The sequence below is a fragment of the Massilia mucilaginosa genome (assembly GCF_011682145.1).
Classification (GTDB): domain Bacteria; phylum Pseudomonadota; class Gammaproteobacteria; order Burkholderiales; family Burkholderiaceae_D; genus Telluria_A; species Telluria_A mucilaginosa.
Window position 1 is genome coordinate 220,775 of the sequence record NZ_WHJH01000003.1, and the last position, 20,865, is coordinate 241,639.

A 20,865-nucleotide genomic window follows, 5' to 3' on the forward strand; every position below is an offset into this window, starting at 1 on the left:
CGGCTGCCAGCGCTGGCGCGGCGTCAGTCGGCAGCGGCGTAGTCGTCCTGCTCCTGCCACAGGCCGTCGTCCCACCAGTGTTCGGCCAGGACAATGGCGACCTCGTACGCGTCGTCGTCATCATGGCGATAGATGTCGATGCCCAGGGACGCGGCCATGGCCTGGTCGAAGGCATGAAACGCGCGCAGCAGCGCTTCATTGGCGTTCGGCGGATAGACCGCGAAGCAGACCAGCCGGTCGCCTTCATCGATCGCCAGCAACTGGCGCGCCAGCACCCGGCCGGCGGCATCGCGCGCATACACCACCTGCTTGTTGGCGTCGAGCAGGCAGGCCACAGCGGAATAGTCGCACAAGCCGCCCAGGCCGAGGCAACTGCCCACGTGAGTGCCAAGCATCAGGATGTCGAGCGGATCGCTTGCCACCGTCAGTCGCGCGCCGGGCAGGCCGTCGACGTCCACGCATAGCGCGCCGCCTTGCCACGCCAGCGCGTCGATGCGCGGATGACGCGCGAACCAGGCGCGGTTAAGCGAGTGCTCAAGGTAGGCACCGGCGCGGCCCTCGGCCTGCTCGCGCAGAAAGCGCCGCAATCCCTTGCGGTTAGTGTCGATCCCGGCCGCCAGGCGCACCGCGTGGCTGGCCGCGCCGGATCGGTCATGCAGCTTGAACGGCTGGTCGATACTGCGCAGGATTGCCTGCTCCAGCGCCGCCAGCAGCACGTGCGGCATACGCGACATGGCGAGGTGGCAGTGACGCGCGATCTGCGCCTCGCTCAAGACCACCTTGCCTTCGAAGTGCTCGCGCAGGCGCCGTGGCACCGGGCTTTGCACGCCGCAGTCGAGGCACAGCCGGTACAGCATGCGGCAGGCGTCGTCCGGCGCCAGCTCGGTCCAGCGCGTGGAAAACCAGACCGTATGCGCGCTCTCGGACAGGAACTGGCGGCGGCGTTCCCATGCGATGTATCCCAGCAGCCGCGCGACGCGCATCAGGCTCTGTGGTGCCAAACTAAAGCTGCGCATGGTGAATGCGGGCCAGCATCGCGCGAGGCTGGCCAGGCCGCGTCCGATCATCCTGCCATCGTCCTCGCGCCGGCAGGCCCTTTCCACCGTCAGCCAGGTGCGCTCGCCAGCGGCGGCCAGTTGCCGCCAGCCTTCCACGGGAAAGGCGTCGGCCATGCTGGAAAGCGGAAACCCGATGTCGGTGTCCGCTGAAAACGGCGGGCTGCACAGCCGCCGCAGCAAGGGCGCCAGGTGCGCCACGCTATCACGCAAGGTGTCGCCATCGTCCCAACGGCTCGCATAGTCGCTCGTCAGGCGCACATATTTTTCTTGCCACACTCCCGACAGGGCGATCAGGTCGGCGTGCCAGGTCGGAAAAATCGCAAGGTGGGCACGCCAGCGTTTGTCATTCTGTTTTTCTGTCTGATCGTCGTCGTACCACACCGTGCTGGTGAAGATTGACAGCCAGGTGTCGGCCACGCCGGCGCTGAGCTTTTCCCAGCAGGTGTCGCGCAGCACCTGCGCCAGTCCAGGTGCGTGTGCGCAGTCTTCCCAGAGACGCAGATTGCGGTAATCGCCATCCGGACCAAGCGTGACGCGCATGCGGACAATATCGCTGACACGAAAGTCCGGGCACGCTTTGCCCGCTCTCAGCCTGGACCTCAACTCGTGCGGGCGAAGAGGAGTGACCCTCTGACTGGCCAGCAGGCAGCCTTCCAGGCTGTAGGCCACGCTCACCTTGCGCTGAAGGTTATCGAGCACGGCGTCGAGGTAGGCGGCGAAACGCTCGTCGTCCGCGTCAAGCGCATCGATCGCGGCCAGTTGGCTTTGATCCAGAACGCCCGGCGCCAGCAGGTACGCGCGCTGTTTCAGCACTGCCGTCAAGAAGACGATCTGGCGCGGCGGCGCCAGCGTGAGCGCCAGCGCGGCCCAGGCATGCTCGTGCGGGGCCAGTGCGCACAGGGTTGCGGGCACGATCAATGCGGGCCCGTGCGGCACGCCGCCGAGCCCACGCCAGAGCTGCAGCCAGGCCAGCAGCTCGCTCAATGGACGCGTGCGCAGCCGCCACAGGAAGGCGCGGCGGAAGGCCTCCGGGACAGCCGGCCACTGGCCCGCTCCCTGCGCCAGCAAGCTTGCCACGGTTGGCACCCGATCCGCAGCCCCAGCAAGTGCGAGCGGCGCGCCGTCGGCGCCGGGAAGCGGCAGGCGCGCGTGGTCGTGGCGCGCCAGAAAACCGTCGAACAGGCGGTCGTCCGCCAGCCAGGCGGCCAGGTCGAGCACCGGTGCCGCCTGTTTGGGCGGCTGGAATTTGGTGCCGCGAAAGGCGCGCGGGTGGGCGGCGGTGGCGATCGGGCGCGCGGCCGGCGTGACGCGCCGCGGCATCGGCGCGGCTTGGTCGCCGGACTCGGACAGCGTGGCCCGGAACACGCGCCACAGGGCCGGCCACGCGGCGCCCAGCTCGCGCGCCGCGCGGACCTGCCGCCAGTCGGCCAGCAAGGTGTCGCGCTGCGGATACAGGCCGGCGGGCAGCTCGGCCAGCGCCATGCGGCGCAGCGCCGGTGCCTGCGCGCCGTCGGACGCATCGGCGACCCACGCAAACAGGCCGTCGGCGCCGCGCATCAGAGCGAGAAGGAGGGGACGTTCAAGCGATTGCGTATCAGGCGGCATGGAGACGCGTTCTTTCGTTACCTGGACAGGATCAATCCTGGTCGCCCTGCGCAGGCGGCTTCTTTTTGCCGGTGATCATGGCAAGGATCAGGTTTTCACGATGCTGCAAGCTGGTAAACACCACGCCCGACACGTGTAGCACCACTAGTCCGACCAGGGTCCAGGCAAGCGCCACGTGCAGCCGCACCGGCCAGGCATAACCCCACAGCAGGTCGGTGCCGAGCGCCCAGCCGCTGACGGCCAGCAGGCCCACGCAGGAGAGCAGGGCGATCACCATCGCCCCGCCGAGCGGATTGTGGCCCAGGTGGCGCGCGGCGCGGCCCTGCGCCACCGCGCGCAGGTAGGCGACGGTGGGGCCGGGCGCGCGCACGAAGTGGGAAAAGCGGGCGTAGCGATTGCCGGCGAAGCCCCACAGCAGGCGCGCGGCCACGATGGCGGCCGAGGCGTAGCCGATGAGCTCGTGCGCCCCGTCGATCCGCTCGCTGGTCGCCCAGGCCGCGACGATGCTTGCGACCAGCGACCAGTGCAGCAGGCGCACCGGCACATCCCAGATTTTTTGCGAGGCTTTGCTCAGATTACTTCTCTTCGACGCGGGCAAAGGTCACCGGGTCGAAAAACGCTTCGATGCGCTTGCCTTGCGGGTCCTTGGCATACACTTCGTAGCAGCTCGGGGTCTGTTCCATGCGGCGAATCACCCAGCCTTCCTTGGTCAGTTTTTCGTGCAGTTCGGTGTGCGGTTTCCACTCCGCTTTTGGGCGGGTGGTGCATTTCACGTCGCCGTGCGCCCAGGCGCCGTTGACGGCGAAGGCGAGGACGAGCGGTACCAGTTTGGCGAAGGTCGAAGTCATGTCGTTTCCTTGTTTATTGAAAAATCGGATGAAAAATCAGATGAAAAATCAGGTCGCCGCCCAGCGGCGCAGCAGGTTGTGGTAAATCCCGGTCAGCTTGAGCAGGTTGCGGTCGTCCGCCGCCAGGCCGGGGGTCAGGTTCTGGATCGTCTGGTCCAGGTCGAACAGCAAGGTGCGCTCGGCCTCGTCGCCGACCAGGCTCTCGATCCAGAAAAACGAGGCAACCCGCGCCCCGCGCGTGACCGGCGTGACCCGGTGCAGGCTCGAGGCCGGATACAGCACCATGTCGCCGGCGCCCAGTTTAACGGTCTGGACGCCGAATTCGGTATCGATTTCCAGCTCGCCGCCGTCGTATTCATCCGGCTCGGCCAGGAACAGGGTGGCGGCCAGGTCGCTGCGCAGGCTCAGATGGGTGCCGGGAATCTGCATCACAGCACTATCAACGTGCGTGCCATAGGTTTCGCCGACACTGTAGCGATTGAATTTTGGCGGATAGATCTTGCGCGGCAGGGCGGCGGCGATGAACAGCGGCGTATTGCCCAGCGTGCGCAGGATATGGTTGCCGAGGCTGACGGCCACTTCGGCCCCGTCGTCGATCTGGGCATTGTTCTTGGCCGAGCGCGCCAGGGTGCCGGCGGTGGCCGCGCCATCGCGCCACTCGGCCTTGTCGAGGTAGGCGCGACACTGCCGAACTTCGTCCTTGGAGAGGACCGCGTCGAGGGTGGTCAGCATGGCGCGTCCTGGCGGCGCAGAAGGGTGCCGCTGTCGATCTCGGCCACCGTGGCGCAGCCGGCCAGGGCCATGCACACTTCGAGTTCTTCGCGCAGCAGCTTGAGCATGTGCGCCACGCCGAGCGCGCCGGCCACGCTGAGCGCGTACATCTGCAGGCGCCCGACCAGCACCGCGTCGGCGCCCAGGGCCAGCGCCTTGAACACGTCGGCCCCGGAGCGGATGCCGCCGTCGAACAGCAGCGGAAACGCCGGGCCAACGGCGGCGCGGATGGCCGGCAGCACGTCCAGGCTGGCCGGGGCGCCGTCGAGGGTGCGCCCGCCGTGGTTCGATACCACCAGCCCGGCCACGCCGATGGCGCGCAGGGCAACGGCGTCGTCGGGATGCAGCACGCCCTTGACCAGCACCGGCAGGGTGGTCTGGCCCAGCAGCCAGCGCAGGTCGTCCCAGGTCGGGGCGCTGCTCATGATGCCCTGGAAGATGCGGCTCTGTTCGGGCGCGAGGGCGGGCGTGGCGGCCGGGGCGTAGCCGCGCAGGTTGGCCGCCACGCAGTCGGCCGGCATGCGGAAACCCGCATCCAGGGCGCGCTTGCTGGGCACCTGGATCGGGGCGTCGAGCGTGACCACGATGGCCGTGTAGCCGGCCTGCGCGGCGCGCGCGAGCAGGTCTTGCGTGTCTTCGCGGCGTAATTGGAAGTACAGCTGGAACCAGCGCTGCGGACCGGCACCGCGCGCCACGTCTTCCAGGGTGCAGGACGAGAGCGTGCTGCTGACCAGGCAACTGTCGACCGCGTGGGCCGCGCGCGCGCTTTGCAGTTCGCCGGCGCCGTGCGCCAGGTTCTGGAAGGCGACCGGCGCCAGGAACACCGGATGGGCGAACTGCTGCCCGGCCACGGTAACGCGGGTGTGGCCGGCGCCGACGTCGCAGAGCAGGCGCGGATAGATATCCCAGCGCGCGAAGGCGGCCAGGTTGGCGGCTACGGTCAGGTCGCGCCCGCTGCCGCCGGCCACGTAATCGTAGCTGGGCGCGGCCATGAAGCGCTGCGCCAGCAATTCATAATCGGCGGCGCAGCCGATGTCGGCGGGGATCTTGCCAAGAGGCGGCTGGGCGCCTGGGAGTGGTGGTGTCATCATCAAATGAAAAATGCCGGGGGGTACCCGGCATTGTAGCGAACTTGCGTGCCGCTCAAGCGACTTGACGCGGCGCGCGCTGACAGTTCTTACAGTTCGTAGTTCAGCGCCACGCGAACAGCGCGTGCGTCACCCTTGTACAGGAAGGCGCCCGAGCGGTACACGGCGGTGAAGTAGTCCTTGTTGCCGACGTTGAGCACGTTCAGGCGCAGGTCCAGCTTCTTCGAGAAGCGGTAGGTGGCAAACGCGTCATACACGGTGAACGACGGCACCGGCTGCGCGCACTGGTTGCCGGCGGTGTAGCCGGCAGCGGTGTCGGGCTGGCCGCCGCAACGGCCGCTCTCGTAACGGGCCACGGCGCCGAACGAGAAGGTGTCGGTCAGCTGGTACTTGGCCTGGGCCGAGAACGACTTTTCGGCGAAGTTGGCCAGTTCGCGGCCGATGCCCACAGGCGAGGCCGAACCGGTGATTTTCGACTTCATGATGGCCGCGCCGACCTGGGTTGACAGGGCTTCGGTGATGTTGCCGGTCAGGCCGAATTCGATACCCTGCACCTTGTTCTTGCCGGTGTTGAAGGTGCCGACGGTGTCGTAGTTCGCGCCTTCCATCACATCCTTCTTCTTGGTCTGGAAGATGGCGGCGGTGGCCAGCAGTTTGTCGTCAAGCAGGTTCCACTTGGTGCCCAGTTCCAGGTTGATCGAGGTTTCCGGCTTGGCGCCGGCGATCTTGTTCTGGTACAGCACTGCGCCGCCGTAGCCGCTGTTGGTGCCCGAATCGGCTTCGCCGCCGTTGATGTCCTGCGAGCTCGCCGCGCTGCCGTAGACGATCAGTTTCGGCAGGACCTTGAAGCTCACGCCGGCGTGGCCGTTGACCAGGGTGTCGGTGTAGCTGTATTCGCCCGTGACCAGGTTGGTGGCCGGGGTGCGGCGCGCCAGCGACAGGTCGAAGCGGTCGGCGCGGATGCCGGCAAAGGCGGTCACGCGGTCGCTCAGGTCGACCGTGTCCATCGCGGTCAGCGAGAAGGTCTTGACTTGCCAGTCCTGGTTCCAGCTGTTGCGGGTGCTGCTGCGGCCGGCGAAGTTGGTCAGGTCGGCCACCGGTACGCCATTGACGTTGAAGCAGCGCGCATTGTTCGGGCCGACGGCGGCCGCGCTGCGGCAGTTGAAGGCGCCGGTATTGGCGACCGTGAAGTTACCCGAGACGACTTGATGGTCGGTGTATTCGGCGCCGAAGATGAATTCGTGCTTCATGCCCATGATCTGCTTGTCCCAGCGCAGGTTGCTCTGGTGGGCGAAATACTCGACATCCTGCCAGCCGGTGTGGCCGCCATCGAGCGCGGCGCTGACGAACGACGTGGTGTTGGCGACGCTGTTGCCGACATAACGCGTGCCGCTCGACGCGCCGGTGGTGACGTAGGCATTGTTCGACTGGCCGTAGCGGGTCAGGCTGGTCAGGGTCAGGTCGGGGGCGAGTTTCCAGTTGACGCGCGCGGTCATGGTGTCCACGTCCGAGCTCAGGAAGTCGTTCGACTGGGCGTACACCGGCACGTTGGTGGCAGGGACGCGGTTCGGCACGGCGCCGACCAGGAAGTGGCCCAGGTCGGGCAGCTTATCGTCGGTGCGCAAGCCGTAGTAGTCGAGCGTGACGGCCAGGTCCTTGTTGACTTCCCACAGGCCGGAAACGGCGATGCCCTTGCGGGTGCGGCTCGATGGCTTACGGTCAGGCACGTCTTCGTCGCCGTACAGCACGTTGGCGCGCAGGGCGAAGTTGTCGCCGAAGCCTTTGTTGAAATCGGCGGTGACGCGTTTGTGGCTGTCGGTGCCCACGCCCACGGTGACGCGCTGGAAGTCCTTGTCCAGGGTCGCTTGCTTGGTGATCGCGTTGATCGCGCCGCCGGCGGTGCCGCGGCCGGCGAAGCTCGAGTTCGGGCCTTTCGAGATTTCGAGCTGCTCGATGGCGAAGCTTTCGCGGGTGGTCATGCCCGGATCGCGCAAGCCGTCGACGAAGACGTCGCTGCGCGCTTCCTGGCCGCGGATGATGTAGCGGTCGCCGAAGGCATTGCCGTTTTCGCCGGTGCCGAGGGTGATGCCTGGCTGGGCGCTGAGAATTTGTTTGAGTTCGGTCATGCCCGAATCGTCGATCGCGGCCTTGGTGATCACCGAGATGGTCTGCGGCGTTTCAGCCAGCGGACGGGTGTGGCGCGAATCGCCCGAGGTCTTGGCCTTGTACGGCGCGCCGACTTCGGCGTTCGGGTTCGGGTCGAGATACTTGCCGTAGACAACGACGTCCGGCAAGGTCTTGCTATCTTTTTCCGATGGCGCGGCTGGCGAGGTTTGCGCATGGGCGGCAAACGGCATCATCAGCAGGGCGCTGGAAATGCCCATGGCGAGACTGGTTTTCTTCATTGAATTGAACGTCATGTCGCTCTTGCTACGAAGACTTTTTGGCTGTTGCGATTGCTGTTGCTTCAAGATTAACTCCTCAGATAGATATGCCGATTATAGCCAAATCTCACAGGAGCGTAAACGTTAATCAATCTCATTTGCATTTACGGCAACAGCATTTCTGTTGCGCAAATGATGCATTGCGGGGAGTGGAGGGGGGCGAAGGCGAATAAAGAATGGTTTGATTGCACAAGGACTAGAATTGCATCTTTCAATTCTTGCAACGTTGACTAACCTGCTCGGCGTGGCGCTGTTTGTCCCGGGATTTCCTCGATGTTTTTTGCCAATCTCAACGTATTTACCTTGTTGTTCGCCTGCGCGTTTTACCTCGCGCTGTGGCTTCTGAACACGACGACCTCAGTGCTGCTCGTTCCCCGCAGCGGCATGGCGGCGATGACGCTGGCCGGCTGCGCGGGCGTGGCCCTGCTGCTCACGGCGATCTGGGTCAGGAAGGGAATGGCGCCCAGCGCGCCGGGCAAGCTTTACTGGGCCGGCCAGGCGCTGGTCGCGATCGCCAATGTGGCGCTGGCCGGTGGCATGCGCCTGTCGCTGCACGCGGCCACGATCAGCAAGGAGGAAGAGGTCTGGTTCACGATGGTCATGCTGTATTACCAAGGGCCATCCGCCGTCGTGCTCGCTGCGGTGGGGCTGGTCATGGTGATCGTTGCCGCCGAAAAGCGCCAGGGATGGCGCTGATCGGCGGCGCCAGCCTCAGGCGGCGAGCGCTTCGGGGAATCCGCGCGCAGCCCCGTCCAGCCGCCTATTTTTTGTAGTAGCCCGCTGAAATGACGATGTCCTCGACTTTTTCAAAATACGCCGACTTGGCTTGCATTTCCTTGGTTACCGGATTGACCCATTTGTAGTCGACCCAGCCGTTGCCCGGATTGGCGGCTTTGGTCATGATTTCCTTCATGAAGTACTTGTCGTCGGCATCTTTCAACTCGATGATATTCTTGCCCGCCATCTTGGGATTGGCGCCGTGCGCCAGTACCTTGGCCTTGGTGTCCCACACGCTCAGATACAAGTCCTTGCTGACGAACTGGCCCCTGGTATTGGCCACCTCGGCAATCAGCTTGTCCTTGCCGTTGGCCTTGAAGAAGGCCACGCCCTGCTTCACCAGCGCACTCGCTTCCTCGGCCGTTCCGGCGTCCGCCGCCAGCGCATTGGCCGCGAATGCCAGGGAAGCGGCGACGCCGATTACACCTTTGATCAACATTGTCATCAACTTACTCCTTCAAGCGTGGGAGGAACATGTGTCGGCAAGCATCCTGATGGTGTACCCGCCGCTGGCGAAAGTCAATCGCGACGGTTGCCCGGCGTATCCTGTCCCGCCTCTGCTGGTTCAGGTCGATCCGGCCGCTGCCCGCCACATCGAAGACCATATCGCACCAGCCTGAGCCGATTGTCGGACGCGCGCCACAGTCATGCCATCGTCACATTTCATCGTTACATTTTTACATTTCTTCCTTCGCGAACCAGCCATGCGGTGATCACCGCCGGCGTCACCCTGGAGTCATGATGAAACCGACACTGCTCGCCGCCAGCCTCGCGCTGGCCCTGTTTGCCAGCGCACCCGCCCAGGCATGGCAACAAGAAACGCACCGCCGCATCGTGCTCGATGCGATCACCTTCATGAAGAACAATCCATCCTCCACCAACTACGCCAAGCTGGCCGCCGGTGTCGCCAAAGCCGGCTACACGATGGACCAGTTCGCCCAAGCCGTGGGCCAGGGCGCCTACGACGTCGATGATTTTGCCGACACCTACCTGTGCGGCGCCACCACCGGCAGTTGCCAGATGGCGCCGGTATGGGGCCTGGGCTCCTCGCTGGCCAACTACACCTCGTACTGGCACTTCCAGAACCACACGGGTGGACGCGATGTGCACGGCAACGCCTTCGGCGGCTACAACTACGCCAGATTGACCCACCGCGGCGATATCGACAAGCTGGCCGCCGGCTGGCTGGTGGGCGACTATCTGGACGATGGCGCCGGCGGCCTGAAAGGCTGGTTCGGCGACAGCAGCAAGTACAACAGCTTCGGCGTGACCGAAGCGAACTACCGCATGGGCGGGACCTCCACCAGCAAGCAGTACGCCGACTTCGAATCGATGCCGTTCCAGCCGATCGACAACCTCGGGCAGTACTGGTGGCAGCAGTTCCTGGCGCGTCCGACCGCGCAGTCGCTCGGCTTCGTGCTGCACACCACCGACCTGGTCCAGCCGCACCACACCTGGGGCACCTCCGGCAATGGCCACTCGGGCTGGGAACAGTGGGTCGGCGACTACTACGACCGCGAACAGTTGAACGATGCCGCGCTGGTGCGCGGCGCGCTGGCCAGCTTTACCCCGCTCGCACCGGGCGCGGCCGATATCCGCGCGCTGCTGACCCAGGGCGGCAGTTATTCGTACGCCAACGGCGGCATCGTGCTGTCGTCGACCGATCACGCCGACCGCCGCGCGGTGGCGCGCGCCATGGTGCCGCATTCGATCGCCATGGTGGTGCACGTACTTAACCGCGCCGCCGAGCGGCTGGCGATTTGAAGCCGGCGCCGTTTGCGCGCCTGCTGCGCGCGCTGGCCGGCGCCGCCTGGGTGGCGTGCGCCTGGCCCGCCGCGGCTGCCCCGCTCCAGGCAGGGCCGCTCCAGGCTGCGCCGGCCAGCGTGCCGGCGGCGCGCATCGACGGTGCGCCGCTGCTCGCGTTCAGTGTCGAGAGCAGCTGGCGCATGGCGCGCGCCGGCGATCCGGACGCGCAGCGCAGCGCCACGCTCGATGTCCTCATCGCCAACCGCCTGCTGGCCGGGGAGGCGCGCAAGCGCTTTGGCGAAGCGGCGCTGTGGGCCGGCCAGCGGGTCGGCTTCGCGCGCGAGGTGAGCATCGACGACCAGCTGGTGAGCACCTTGCGCAGCCTGTACGGCAAGGAGATGGAACAGGATTTGCAGCAACTGCCCGGCGCCGGCCTCGACAGCCTGCTGCGGCCCGCGCCGCCATTGGGCGACGCCGAGCTCGACGCGGTATTCGGCAAGCCCGGTGCGCTGCGGCTCGACGACAGCCTGGGCGAGGCGCAGCTGGCGCAGGCAGGCAAGCTGGTGCTGCTGCGCTTCGGCAAACCGGGCGGTGGCGAAGGCAGCATCAGCCTGGCCGATGTGGCGCGGCGCCAGAACGTCCAGGGCAGGGTGGCGCTGTTCGCGCGCCAGCGGGACTTCATGCAGCAGCAGGCCAGGCTGCAGGTCGCCTCGTGGTACGTGCTGGACTGGAGCGCGCGCCGCTTCGGCGCCGCGTCCGTGGCCGACCTGCGCCGGGTGCTGGCCGACCAGGCCGATGTACAGGCGCTGATGCGCCTGCACGGCATGGGCGACGACCAGCATGCCGGCAGCGGCCTGCTCGATACCCTGGCCGCGCAGGTCGGCGCCGGGCAGGTGCGTGCCTACTACGCGCGCCACCGCGAGGATTTCGTGCGCATCGAACGGGTGCGAGCGCGCCATATCCGCCTGCCCGATGAAGCGGCGGCGCGCAAGGTGGCGGCCGCGCTGGCCGGCGGCGCCGATTTTGCCGACCTGGCGCGGCGCCACTCGATCGCGCCCGACGCCGCCGCCGGCGGAGCGCTCGGCTGGGTGCAGCATGACAGCAAACCCGCAGGCAAACCCGGCTGGCTGGCGCATCTGCTGTTCACCCAGGCGCCAGGCCAGGTCTCGGCGCCGGTGCGCACCCCGGCCGGCCCCGGCCGTGATGCGCCATGGGAAATCGTGCTGGTCGAGGAACGGGTGCAAGGCTACCAGGCGGCCGATTCGGAATCGGTGCGCTACGTGGCCAGCCGCGCGGTGGCGCGCGAGATGGCAGCGGCGCAGTTGGCGGCGCTGCGGTCTGAACTGCTGCGCAAGGCGCGCATCGAGATCACCAGGGCCGGGATGGCAGGGGCGGGGCCGGCATGAAGGGCGGCGCCCTGCTCGCGGCGCTGGTGGTCGCCGCTGCCGCCTCCCTGCTGGCGCGCCCGCCTGGCGCGGCACCGTCCGCGGCTGCGCCACCGGACGCGGCTGCGGCCGGGCCGCCTGCCGCGGCCCAGCCCGCCCGCACCGTCCAGGCGGCGGGGCCGGGATGGTTCGGCGAGGTGGCGCGCGCCGCGCCCGTCACGGCAGCCGACAGCATGGCCGCTGCGCGCCTGCATGGCGACCCGCGCACGCCGCCGCTGGCGCCACCGGCGGCTGCTTGGGCGGGACCGAGCCCCGCCCAATTGGCCGACCGCCACGCGTACCGGGCCTACGAAGCGGGCCAGGATGCGCGCGTCATGGCCGCCTTCGCCAGCGCCGCGCAGCGCGAAGTGCCGCGCTTGCAGGCTGACGTCGAGCGTGCCCGCGCCAGCGGGATTCCGGCGGCGCAGATCGCCAGGGTCGAAGAGAAGATCCGGCGCCTGGAACAGCTGCGCCGCGAGATCGCCGAGCCCGCAGCCGCAATACCCAACTGAGCGCTGGGCAAGGCGCGGCACGCCCTTGCGCACGTTTGAGCCAGCGCAAAGGCGGGGCAGGGGTGCTGGCTAAGATGCGCCATGACTGCTCATCACGACCTCGGCTACCGCGCCTTGTTTGCCCACCCGGAAATGGTGCGCGAACTGATCACGGGCTTTACTTCCTTCACCCTGCTTGACGGCGTCGCCCTGTCGGCCCTCGAACGGGTCAATGCGGACTATGTGAGCGAGCGGCCGTCGGCGCGCCAGGGCGACGTCGTCTGGCGCGTGCGGCTCGGCGAGCAGGTCCACGACGTGGTCATCCTGCTCGAATTCCAGTCCGGCGTGGACCACTGCATGGCGCTGCGCATGCAGACCTACGTCGGCTTGCTGTGCCAGGACCTGGTCAAGCGCCATGAACTGTCACCACAATTGCGTTTGCCGCCGGTGCTGCCGCTGGTGTTCTACAACGGCGCGCCGCCCTGGAACGCGCCCCGCGATCTGAGCGGGTTGCTGATCGCGCCGACCGCCGAGCTGGCGCCCTTGCAGCCGTCCCAGCGCTACGCGCTGATCGACCAGCGCCGCCTGGACCGGGCGGCGCTCGACGCGAATGGCGATTTGCTGGCGCTGCTGTTCCGGATTGAACTTTCGTCGTTCCCCGATGTCTTAACGACGCATGTGCCGGCGCTGAAGACCTGGTTCAGGGACACGCCCCTGACCAGCCTGCGGACCTCGGTCTGGGCGTGGTGGAAAGCGCTGCTGGCGCGTAAGACTGACAATACCCAATTGTTTAACCTGGATACTGCAGAGGAGGGTGACATGGACGTCGACCTGTCAACATTGACCTGGGACGAGCAGATGCAAGAGGTGGGCTATCAAAAAGCCCTGGCTCATTTTGAGAAAATCACGGAGAAGGCGAAGGAAGCAGTCAAGGAAGAAGGCAGGAAGGAAGGCATGGCTGACGGCCAGGTCATCGCCCTGCGCAAGATGATCGGCGCCCTGCTGCGCAATCGCTTCGGCGACTTGCCGACGCCGGCGGCGCAGCGTATCTCCCAGGCCGCGAAGGACGAGCTTGAACTATGGTTCGCGCGCAGTCTCGACGCGCCCGGTCTGGCGGCTGTGTTTGGTGACGACAAGACGCCTGGCTAGACGCGCTTGCGCGAACATCGGCGTCATTGGTGCATTGGTGGAAGGCGTGGTAATCTGAAAAAGGCATCAGCGATACACGCGCTTGCGCGCGCTGTTCCTTACCTTGCGGCACTCTCCGAGCCATCTCACCAACGGCGCCGTGCGCGGCTCCAGAAAGGAAGCCACGCATGAGCAACGCCTTCTTGAAGGGGATCGACGTCTCGCATTTCCAGGGCAAGATCGACTGGCCCACGGTCGCGCAGCAGGGCATTGCGTTTGCCTACGCCAAGGCCAGTGAAGGCGGCAGCGTCACCGATCCCCTGTTCAGCGCCAACTACCCGGCCATGCGCGCCGCCGGCATCGCGCGCGGGGCGTATCACTTCCTGCATGCGGATGTGGATGCGGGCGAGCAGGCGCGCCATTTCCTGAGCGTGCTCGGTCCGGTGCAAGCAGGCGACCTGCCACCCATGCTCGATGTCGAAACCGCCTGCGGCATGCAATGCGCGGCCATCGACAGCGCTGCGCTGTCATGGCTGAGCGAGGTCCAACAGGCGCTCGGCTGCACACCGCTGATCTATTCCTCGCTCTCGTTCTGGAACAGCAACCTGGCCGGCAGCGCCGCGCTGTGCGCCTATCCGCTCTGGATCGCCGAGTACACCAGCGCCGCCGCGCCCGTCCTGCCGCACGGCGTGAGCGGCTACGCCATCTGGCAGCACGCGCAAACCGGCAAGGTGGACGGTATTGCCGGCGCGGTCGACCTGGACCTGTTCAACGGCACCGCCCAGGCGCTGGCGCAGCTGGGCCGGCCAGCCTCCTGAGCGCTTCGCCAGCGTTACAGCGGCGCGCGCACGATCGCGCCTTTTTTCCAGATTGCCATCACTGCGCTGCTCAGGTTGATGCCTTCGTGATCATCTTCCGAGAACGGCTTGTTGTAGGTGGCAATCGCGCCCGGCACCGTGGTGCCCAGCCGTTCCAGCGCGGCCTTGATCTTGGCGCCGTCGGTGCTGTTGGCCTGGCGGATGGCGGCGGCCAGCAGCAGGATCGAGTCGTGCCCGCCGGCCACGGCGGTCGGGTTGGTCATGCGCGCGCGCTTGTACTGGCTGCGGTAGGCCGCTTCGAATTCGCGCCCGGCCGTCGAGGTGGCGCCTTCCACGAAGGTCTGCGGCGAGATCGCTCCCTCGGCATGGGCGGCGGCCACGTTGAGGAAGGAATCGGTGGCGTTGGCCCATGAGCCGATGATCGGCAGCTGCATGCCCAGCTTGGCGCCGCTGGCGGCGATATGGCCCTGCTCGGTGCCGATGCCGTACACCAGGAGCACGGTCGCACCCGCTTCCCTGGCCTTGGCCAGCTGGGCCGACATATCGGCGTCGCCGATCTTGAAGCTGCCAACCGACACCGCTTTCACATCATGGGTGAGCAACTGCTTGACCATGTCGTCGTGCCCGCCGGTGCCGTAGGGCGTGGTGTCGTGCAGCAGCGCGATTTTCTTGTGGCCCTTCTTGACCGCATAGTCGACCATCATCTGCGCCTGCAAGGTGTCCGACGCTTGCACGCGGAAGGTGAAATTGCCTTCCGGCGCGTTCTGGAAAGCCTTGGTCAGTTTGGTGCCGGCCGAGGCCGGCACGATATTCGGCAGCTTGGCTTTCTGCATCGCCGGCTGGTAGGCCAGCACCACGCCCGTGTTCACGCCGCAGGAACAGGCCACCACGCCCTTGGCCAGCAGCGACTGCATGTTCTTCTCCGCCAGTTCGGGTTTGCTTTCGTCGTTCAGCTCGACCAGTTCCAGATTGCGCCCCATCACGCCGCCCCGGGCATTGATGTTGGCCACCGCGAGGCGCTGGCCGTCGCGTACCGCCAGGCCCAGCGGGGCCGAGCCGCCCGTCAGCGGCAACAGCGCGCCGATCTTGATGGTGTCGGCCGCGAACGTGGCGCTGGCGAGGCACAGCGTGGCCGCTGCGAATCCGATATGGCTAAGTTTCATGCGTGATCCTTTTCCTTCTGTTCTGTAAGGGGCAAACTGCTGAGGGGGACTCCGGATACGGCCGCGCAGCATCATGGTCGCGCGCCCAACGTTGCGCAAATTAATAGCGTTCTTGGCAAGGGCGCTTTAGTTTAAGGCAAATTTGCGTTGATGCAACAATTGAACTGTTGTATTTGCGTCAGCCCACGACACACGGCGGCGCTTGCCATGCACTTTGCATGCGAATGGCTGCTAGCGGGTACGATATGGCCCCCGGCAGTAAACCGGCTGCACTAACCGGCTGTACTATTTATCATGCAACTACACCAGGAGACCATCTTGTCCTTTCTTGAAAACCATTTCAAACTCAAGGAGCACGGAACCGACGTCCGCACCGAGCTGCTGGCCGGGCTGACCACGTTCCTGACGATGGCCTACATCATCTTCGTCAACCCCTCGATCCTCGGCAGCGCCGGCATGCCGACCGATGCCGTGTTCGTGGCCACCTGCCTGGCCGCCGCCATCGGCAGCCTGATCATGGGCCTGTACGCCAACTATCCGATCGCGCTGGCGCCGGGGATGGGCTTGAACGCCTATTTCGCCTTCATCGTGGTCAAGCAGATGGGCTTGTCGTGGGAGGTGGCGCTGGGCGCGGTGTTCATTTCCGGCTGCCTGTTCTTGCTGGTGAGCCTGTTTCGCCTGCGCGAAATGATCATCAACGGCATTCCGGCCTCGATCCGGATCGCCATCGCGGTGGGGATCGGCCTGTTCCTCGGCCTGATCGCGCTGCACAATGCCGGCATCGTGGTGGCCAACAAGGACACCATGGTCACCATGGGCGACTTGCATTCGGCCCCGGCCTTGCTGGCGATCATCGGATTTTTCGCCATCGTCGCGCTCGACAAACTCAAGGTCAAAGGCGCGATCCTGATCGGCATCCTGCTGGTCACCTTGCTCAGTTTTTTCTTCGCCGGTAACAAGTTCGGCGGCCTGGTGTCGGTCCCGCCGTCGCTGGCGCCCACCCTGTTCAAGCTCGACATCATGGGTGCGCTCTCGGTCGGGATCTTGAACGTGGTGCTGGTGTTCTTCCTGGTCGAACTGTTCGACGCCACCGGCACCCTGATGGGCGTGGCCAGCCGCGCCGGCCTGCTGGTCGACGGCAAGATGGCGCGCATGAACAAGGCCCTGATGGCCGACAGCTGCGCCATCGTGGCCGGGGCCGCCCTGGGCACCTCGAGCACCACGGCCTACATCGAAAGCGCGGCCGGGGTCCAGGCCGGCGGACGCACCGGCCTGACCGCGGTGGCGGTCGCCATCCTGTTCCTCGGCTGCCTGTTCCTGTCGCCGCTGGCGGCGGTGGTGCCGGCCTACGCCACCGCCCCGGCGCTGCTGTACGTGGCCTGCCTGATGCTGCGCGAACTGGGCGAGATCGACTGGAACGACACCACCGAAAGCGTGCCCGCCGCGATCACCGCGCTGGCCATGCCGTTCACGTATTCGATCGCCACCGGCGTGGCTTTCGGTTTCATTTCCTACGCCGTGCTCAAGCTGCTGACCGGGCGCGCGCGCGACGTCAAGGCGGCCGTGTGGGTGATCGCGGCATTGTTCCTGTTCAAATTCATCTACCTCGGCGCAGGCTGAAAGATTGTGTGTTTGTCCAGCTTGCGACAGGCACGCAACACTTCCGCGGGGCGATAGCACGCCCGATTGCGTTTGGTCTTGACCCAGCGCAAGGCAGGCAGGAATATGTTCTTGTGTTGTGACTGCCTGTCACCGAAAGGACACTGCCTTGACCTTGCTGCGCCATCTCTCGATCCAGAAAAAACTCATGCTGAGCATGGCAGCCTGCCTGCTGTTGTTCGTTGTCATTTCCTCCACCCTGAGCGTCACCATGACCAGCCGCGCGATCCGCGAACGGGTCGTCGGGCAGGAACTGCCGTCGCTGGTGGGCGAGATCCGCAACGACGTGCTGCGCCAGATTTCGGTGCCGCTGGGCGCCTCGCTGGCGCTGGCCAACAACACCTACATTCACGCCTGGGAAGGCGAGGGCCTGCCCGAGACCGGCATCGATGCCTGGAAGGCCTACGCCGGGAGCGTCAAGGCCAAGAACAAGGCCGTCACCGTATTCTGGGTCTCGAAGGCGACCGGCAAGTACATGAGCGAGCAGGGCCTGACCCGCACCGTGGACAAGGAGGGCGGCAACGACCAGTGGTTCCACGGCTTCCTGGCCGAAGGCAAGCCCTACTCCCTGGTGCTGAACAAGGAAGGCGCGTCCGACATCATGTTGTTCATCAATGTGCGTGCCGACGCCGGGCCGGGCAAGCTGGGCGTGGCCGGAGTCGGCCTGTCGGTGGCGGCGCTGGCCGACACCATCCGCGCCTACAAGGTCGGCCAGACCGGGTTCGTGTCGCTGGTCAGTGCCAACGGCACCGTGCTGGTGCACCGCGACGCCGCCCTGGCCGACGGCAAGCACTTCCTCAAGGACTTGCCCGGCTATAGCGAACAACTGGGCAAGACCCTGCTGGGCGGCGCGCGCTTCGCGCATGCCGCCGGCACCGGCGCGGGCGGCGCGCGCATCCTGGCCTCGTCGTATGTGCCGGAACTGAACATGTATGTGGTGGCCGAAGTGCCGCAAGCCGAAGTGCTGGGCAACGTCGCGCGCGACGCCACCATTTCGGCCCTGGCGGCGGCCCTGGTCGGCGGCGGCATCGGCCTGTTCGGCATCTTCCTGATCAGCCGCGCGATCGCCGGCCCGGTGGCGCGCGCTAGCGCCATGCTGAGCGATATCGCCAGCGGCAATGGCGACCTGAGCCGGCGGATGCCGGTCGAGAGCGGCGACGAGGTGGGCGAACTGGCCGACGCCTTCAACCGCTTCGTCTCGTCGCTCAACCTGACCATCAGCCAGGTGCGCGGCAGCACCGAAACCATCGCCGCCGCGTCGAGCGAAATCGCGGCCGGGAATATGGACTTGTCGGGCCGCACCGAAGCGCAAGCGTCGAGCCTGGAAGAAACCGCCGCCGCCATGGAGCAGATGACCTCGACCGTGAAGCAGAATGCCGAAAACGCCAGCCAGGCCAACCAGCTGGTCGTGTCGGCTTCCTCGCACGCCGTCAAGGGCGGCCAGGTGGTCGGGCAGGTGGTCAGCACGATGGGATCGATTACCGACAGTTCGCGCAAGATCGTCGACATTATCGGCGTCATCGACGGCATCGCTTTCCAGACCAACATCCTGGCGCTGAATGCCGCCGTGGAAGCGGCGCGCGCCGGCGAGCAGGGCCGAGGCTTTGCCGTGGTCGCGTCCGAAGTGCGCAACCTGGCCCAGCGCTCGGCCGCCGCCGCCAAGGAAATCAAGACCCTGATCGACGACTCGGTGGCCAAGGTCGATGCCGGCAGCAGGCTGGTGGACGAAGCCGGCGTCACCATGCACCAGATCGTCACCTCGGTGCAGCAGGTGGCCGACCTGATGAGCGAAATCGCCGCCGCCAGTTTCGAGCAGAGCCAGGGCATCGGCCAGATCAACCATTCGATCAGCGCCATGGACGACGCCACCCAGCAGAACGCCGCGCTGGTGGAAGAAGCGGCCGCGGCCGCCAAGTCGCTGCAGGACCAGGCCGCGACCCTGGCCGAGGTGGTCAGCGTGTTCAAGCTCGACGAGAGCGTGGCGCCAGCCGCGCGCGCCGCCGCCGCGCGAGCGGCGCCGGCCACCCGCGGCGCGGCGCGCCCGGCCGCCAAACCTGGCGCCAGGCCGCTCGCCACACCGGCCGCCAGACCGGCCGCCAAAGCGCCAGCCAAGTCCGCCCCCGCCGGCGACGACTGGGAAGCGTTTTGAACGCCGCCCGCTTTTCGACTTCAACCTTTGACTTCAACCGGGGAATGACAATGACCGCAACCAACCTGCGCCGCCTGCCCGCGGCGTGCTTTCTCGCGGCGGCCAGTGTCGCCGGCGGCGCCGCCCAGGCGGCCGACTGGAGCGACACCGCGATCAGCTGGCGCACCGGCGAGCGCTTTCGCGAACCATTCAACAGCCAGAACATCGGCAAGCACGTGTTCGCGCTGACCCACGCCAGCGGCTACCAGTACGGCCGCAATTTCTTCAATCTCGACATGCTCGTTTCCGACAGCAAGGACCCGGCCTCGCTCAAGCAGACCGACGGCGCCCAGGAAGCCTACGTGGTCTACCGCCACACGCTCGACATTGGCAAGCTGCGCGGCGCCCCCATCAAGTTCGGCCCGGTCAGCGGGCTTGGTGCGACGCTCGGCTTCGACTGGAACACCAAGAACGACGTCGGCTACAACTCGCGCAAGCAGATGCTGGTGGCCGGCCCCACCTTGATGTGGGACGTGCCCGGTTTTCTGTCGACCAGCCTGTTGCTGCTACGCGAGAGCAACGCGCCGAGCGGCGCCTTTCCGCCGGTCTCCAACGTGCGCGGACGCACTACCTACGACCTGCATCCGATGCTCGCCGCCAGCTGGGGCATCCCGGTCGGCACCCTGTGGGCCTTCGAAGGCTACGCCAACGTCATCGCCTCCAAGGGCAAGAGCGAAACCGGGGCTGACACCGGTGCCGAAACCAACATCGACATGCAGCTCATGTTCGACGCCGGCGCCGCCATGGGCTACAAGAAGCGCACCTTCCGCGTCGGCCTCGAATACCAGTACTGGAACAACAAATTCGGCAATACCGCAGCCACCACGGGCGGCAAAGGCTACCGTGCCAAGACGCCGATGGTACGGGTGGCCTACCACTTCTGATGGGGTGCCGGCAACGTTGCAAGTTCTACTATAAGATGAGCGGCTGACTTTCCAACCCATTTTGCCCCGGAGCCACTCATGCAAGAATTGACCCTGTACGTCGACAGCCGTTTCACCAGCCCGTGGGCGCTGTCGGCGTTCCAGACCCTGGCCGAGAAAAAGCTGCCGTTCACGCTGCGCACGGTCGACCTGGACAAGGGCGAGCACAAGCAGGCCCCGTTCCGCGACCTGGGCTTGACTGGACGCGTGCCGCTGCTGGTGCACGGCGAGCTGGCGCTGGCCGAGTCGAGCGCCATCGTCGAATACCTGGAAGAAGCCTTTCCGCCGCCGGCCTACGCGGCCGTGCTGCCGGCCGGAGTGGAACAGCGCGCCAGGGCGCGCCAGGTCATGGCCTGGTTGCGCAGCGACCTGATGGCCCTGCGCGCCGAGCGTTCGACCGAGGTGGTGTTTTATGCGCCGGTGGTCACGCCGCTGACGCAGGCCGCACAGGCTGCGGCCGAGCGCCTGATCGCGATTGCCGATCAACTGGTCAAGGGAGAGCATCTGTTCGGCCAATGGAGCATCGCCGACACCGAGCTGGCGCTGATGCTCAACCGCCTGATCTTGAACGGCGACCCGGTGCCGCAACGGCTCACAGCCTGGTGCGCGGCGCAGTGGCAGCGCGACAGCGTGCGCCAGTGGATCGCCAAGTCAAGCGCCTAGGACGGCGCCGGACGAGCTGACCCCGGGAAGTCGGCGGCAAGGATTGCGTTGAATTCCATCGGGCTGTATAT

General features: G+C 66.3%; 19 protein-coding genes. 11 read left to right on the forward strand and 8 right to left on the reverse strand.

Features of this window, described 5'->3' with window-relative positions; translation table 11 throughout:
- Positions 1–23 precede the first annotated feature (23 nt).
- From F2P45_RS04945 to F2P45_RS04970, 6 genes are all read right to left on the reverse strand, one after another.
- Positions 24–2,663 carry a hypothetical protein gene (locus tag F2P45_RS04945; protein WP_166871055.1) on the reverse strand — a complete coding sequence of 880 codons (2,640 nt, stop codon included), beginning with the start codon at positions 2,661–2,663 and terminating at the stop codon, positions 24–26.
- Between the two features lie 31 nt (positions 2,664–2,694).
- Positions 2,695–3,261 (reverse strand): cytochrome b/b6 domain-containing protein, encoded by a 567-nt coding sequence (locus tag F2P45_RS04950; protein ID WP_229504916.1) that lies wholly within the window; start codon positions 3,259–3,261, stop codon positions 2,695–2,697.
- Complete coding sequence (locus tag F2P45_RS04955; RefSeq protein WP_166871057.1) at positions 3,239–3,511, reverse strand: PepSY domain-containing protein; 273 nt, start codon at positions 3,509–3,511, stop codon at positions 3,239–3,241. Before F2P45_RS04955 ends, F2P45_RS04950 begins: the two co-directional genes overlap by 23 nt.
- 48 nt (positions 3,512–3,559) lie before the next feature.
- Positions 3,560–4,243 carry a Fe2+-dependent dioxygenase gene (locus F2P45_RS04960; RefSeq protein WP_166871058.1) on the reverse strand — a complete coding sequence of 228 codons (684 nt, stop codon included), beginning with the start codon at positions 4,241–4,243 and terminating at the stop codon, positions 3,560–3,562.
- Positions 4,237–5,370 (reverse strand): alpha-hydroxy acid oxidase, encoded by a 1,134-nt coding sequence (locus F2P45_RS04965; protein WP_166871059.1) that lies wholly within the window; start codon positions 5,368–5,370, stop codon positions 4,237–4,239. The genes F2P45_RS04960 and F2P45_RS04965 overlap by 7 nt, the downstream gene beginning before the upstream one ends.
- An 89-nt stretch (positions 5,371–5,459) precedes the next feature.
- Positions 5,460–7,790 (reverse strand): TonB-dependent receptor, encoded by a 2,331-nt coding sequence (locus F2P45_RS04970; RefSeq protein ID WP_166871061.1) that lies wholly within the window; start codon positions 7,788–7,790, stop codon positions 5,460–5,462.
- A gap of 297 nt (positions 7,791–8,087) precedes the next feature.
- On the opposite strand from F2P45_RS04970, the gene F2P45_RS04975 reads away from it, so the two are divergent.
- Positions 8,088–8,510: a hypothetical protein gene (locus tag F2P45_RS04975; RefSeq protein ID WP_166871062.1), complete on the forward strand. Its 423-nt coding sequence runs from the start codon at positions 8,088–8,090 to the stop codon at positions 8,508–8,510.
- 64 nt (positions 8,511–8,574) lie between these two features.
- On the opposite strand, the gene F2P45_RS04980 is transcribed toward F2P45_RS04975, so the two are convergent.
- Positions 8,575–9,036 carry a cache domain-containing protein gene (locus F2P45_RS04980; protein ID WP_166871063.1) on the reverse strand — a complete coding sequence of 154 codons (462 nt, stop codon included), beginning with the start codon at positions 9,034–9,036 and terminating at the stop codon, positions 8,575–8,577.
- Between the two features lie 31 nt (positions 9,037–9,067).
- Here F2P45_RS04980 and F2P45_RS04985 point away from each other — a divergent pair, with 31 nt between their 5' ends.
- From F2P45_RS04985 to F2P45_RS05010, 6 genes are all read left to right on the forward strand, one after another.
- Positions 9,068–9,211 carry a hypothetical protein gene (locus F2P45_RS04985; RefSeq protein ID WP_166871065.1) on the forward strand — a complete coding sequence of 48 codons (144 nt, stop codon included), beginning with the start codon at positions 9,068–9,070 and terminating at the stop codon, positions 9,209–9,211.
- 121 nt (positions 9,212–9,332) lie between these two features.
- A complete protein-coding gene (locus F2P45_RS04990; protein WP_166871066.1) occupies positions 9,333–10,355 on the forward strand; it encodes a phospholipase C/P1 nuclease family protein in 1,023 nt (340 codons plus the stop codon).
- Positions 10,352–11,743 (forward strand): peptidylprolyl isomerase, encoded by a 1,392-nt coding sequence (locus F2P45_RS04995; RefSeq protein ID WP_229504917.1) that lies wholly within the window; start codon positions 10,352–10,354, stop codon positions 11,741–11,743. The genes F2P45_RS04990 and F2P45_RS04995 overlap by 4 nt, the downstream gene beginning before the upstream one ends.
- Positions 11,740–12,273: a hypothetical protein gene (locus F2P45_RS05000; RefSeq protein ID WP_166871067.1), complete on the forward strand. Its 534-nt coding sequence runs from the start codon at positions 11,740–11,742 to the stop codon at positions 12,271–12,273. Before F2P45_RS04995 ends, F2P45_RS05000 begins: the two co-directional genes overlap by 4 nt.
- A gap of 81 nt (positions 12,274–12,354) precedes the next feature.
- On the forward strand, positions 12,355–13,401 hold the full coding sequence (locus tag F2P45_RS05005) for an Rpn family recombination-promoting nuclease/putative transposase (protein WP_166871069.1): 1,047 nt from the start codon (positions 12,355–12,357) through the stop codon (positions 13,399–13,401).
- A gap of 167 nt (positions 13,402–13,568) precedes the next feature.
- Entirely contained in the window at positions 13,569–14,198 is a 630-nt protein-coding gene (locus tag F2P45_RS05010; protein ID WP_166871070.1) for a GH25 family lysozyme, read from the forward strand.
- 14 nt (positions 14,199–14,212) lie between these two features.
- Here F2P45_RS05010 and F2P45_RS05015 read toward each other — a convergent pair whose 3' ends face one another.
- A complete protein-coding gene (locus F2P45_RS05015; protein ID WP_166871071.1) occupies positions 14,213–15,361 on the reverse strand; it encodes an ABC transporter substrate-binding protein in 1,149 nt (382 codons plus the stop codon).
- Between the two features lie 294 nt (positions 15,362–15,655).
- On the opposite strand from F2P45_RS05015, the gene F2P45_RS05020 reads away from it, so the two are divergent.
- The 4 genes from F2P45_RS05020 to yfcF all read left to right on the forward strand — a co-directional run bounded on the left by F2P45_RS05020 (position 15,656) and on the right by yfcF (position 20,794).
- Entirely contained in the window at positions 15,656–16,981 is a 1,326-nt protein-coding gene (locus F2P45_RS05020; RefSeq protein ID WP_166871073.1) for an NCS2 family permease, read from the forward strand.
- Positions 16,982–17,129: 148 nt separating this feature from the next.
- Entirely contained in the window at positions 17,130–19,169 is a 2,040-nt protein-coding gene (locus F2P45_RS05025; RefSeq protein WP_229504918.1) for a methyl-accepting chemotaxis protein, read from the forward strand.
- A 50-nt stretch (positions 19,170–19,219) separates the two neighbouring features.
- Entirely contained in the window at positions 19,220–20,092 is an 873-nt protein-coding gene (locus F2P45_RS05030; protein WP_166871074.1) for an outer envelope protein, read from the forward strand.
- Between the two features lie 78 nt (positions 20,093–20,170).
- Positions 20,171–20,794, forward strand: coding sequence for a glutathione transferase (gene yfcF / locus F2P45_RS05035; protein WP_166871075.1), 624 nt, complete (start codon positions 20,171–20,173; stop codon positions 20,792–20,794).
- Positions 20,795–20,865: the final 71 nt, after the last annotated feature.

Excerpts from the sequence above, each read along its gene's own strand:
- F2P45_RS04960 (WP_166871058.1), bottom strand. The coding sequence starts at position 4,243 with ATGCTGACCACCCTCGACGCGGTCCTCTCCAAGGACGAAGTTCGGCAG.
- F2P45_RS04980 (WP_166871063.1), bottom strand. The coding sequence starts at position 9,036 with ATGACAATGTTGATCAAAGGTGTAATCGGCGTCGCCGCTTCCCTGGCA.
- F2P45_RS04975 (WP_166871062.1), top strand. The coding sequence starts at position 8,088 with ATGTTTTTTGCCAATCTCAACGTATTTACCTTGTTGTTCGCCTGCGCG.
- F2P45_RS05005 (WP_166871069.1), top strand. The coding sequence starts at position 12,355 with ATGACTGCTCATCACGACCTCGGCTACCGCGCCTTGTTTGCCCACCCG.
- F2P45_RS05030 (WP_166871074.1), top strand. The coding sequence starts at position 19,220 with ATGACCGCAACCAACCTGCGCCGCCTGCCCGCGGCGTGCTTTCTCGCG.
- F2P45_RS05010 (WP_166871070.1), top strand. The coding sequence starts at position 13,569 with ATGAGCAACGCCTTCTTGAAGGGGATCGACGTCTCGCATTTCCAGGGC.
- F2P45_RS05020 (WP_166871073.1), top strand. The coding sequence starts at position 15,656 with ATGCAACTACACCAGGAGACCATCTTGTCCTTTCTTGAAAACCATTTC.
- yfcF (WP_166871075.1), top strand. The coding sequence starts at position 20,171 with ATGCAAGAATTGACCCTGTACGTCGACAGCCGTTTCACCAGCCCGTGG.
- F2P45_RS04990 (WP_166871066.1), top strand. The coding sequence starts at position 9,333 with ATGAAACCGACACTGCTCGCCGCCAGCCTCGCGCTGGCCCTGTTTGCC.
- F2P45_RS05015 (WP_166871071.1), bottom strand. The coding sequence starts at position 15,361 with ATGAAACTTAGCCATATCGGATTCGCAGCGGCCACGCTGTGCCTCGCC.
- F2P45_RS05000 (WP_166871067.1), top strand. The coding sequence starts at position 11,740 with ATGAAGGGCGGCGCCCTGCTCGCGGCGCTGGTGGTCGCCGCTGCCGCC.
- F2P45_RS04945 (WP_166871055.1), bottom strand. The coding sequence starts at position 2,663 with ATGCCGCCTGATACGCAATCGCTTGAACGTCCCCTCCTTCTCGCTCTG.
- F2P45_RS04970 (WP_166871061.1), bottom strand. The coding sequence starts at position 7,790 with ATGACGTTCAATTCAATGAAGAAAACCAGTCTCGCCATGGGCATTTCC.
- F2P45_RS04955 (WP_166871057.1), bottom strand. The coding sequence starts at position 3,511 with ATGACTTCGACCTTCGCCAAACTGGTACCGCTCGTCCTCGCCTTCGCC.
- F2P45_RS04965 (WP_166871059.1), bottom strand. The coding sequence starts at position 5,370 with ATGACACCACCACTCCCAGGCGCCCAGCCGCCTCTTGGCAAGATCCCC.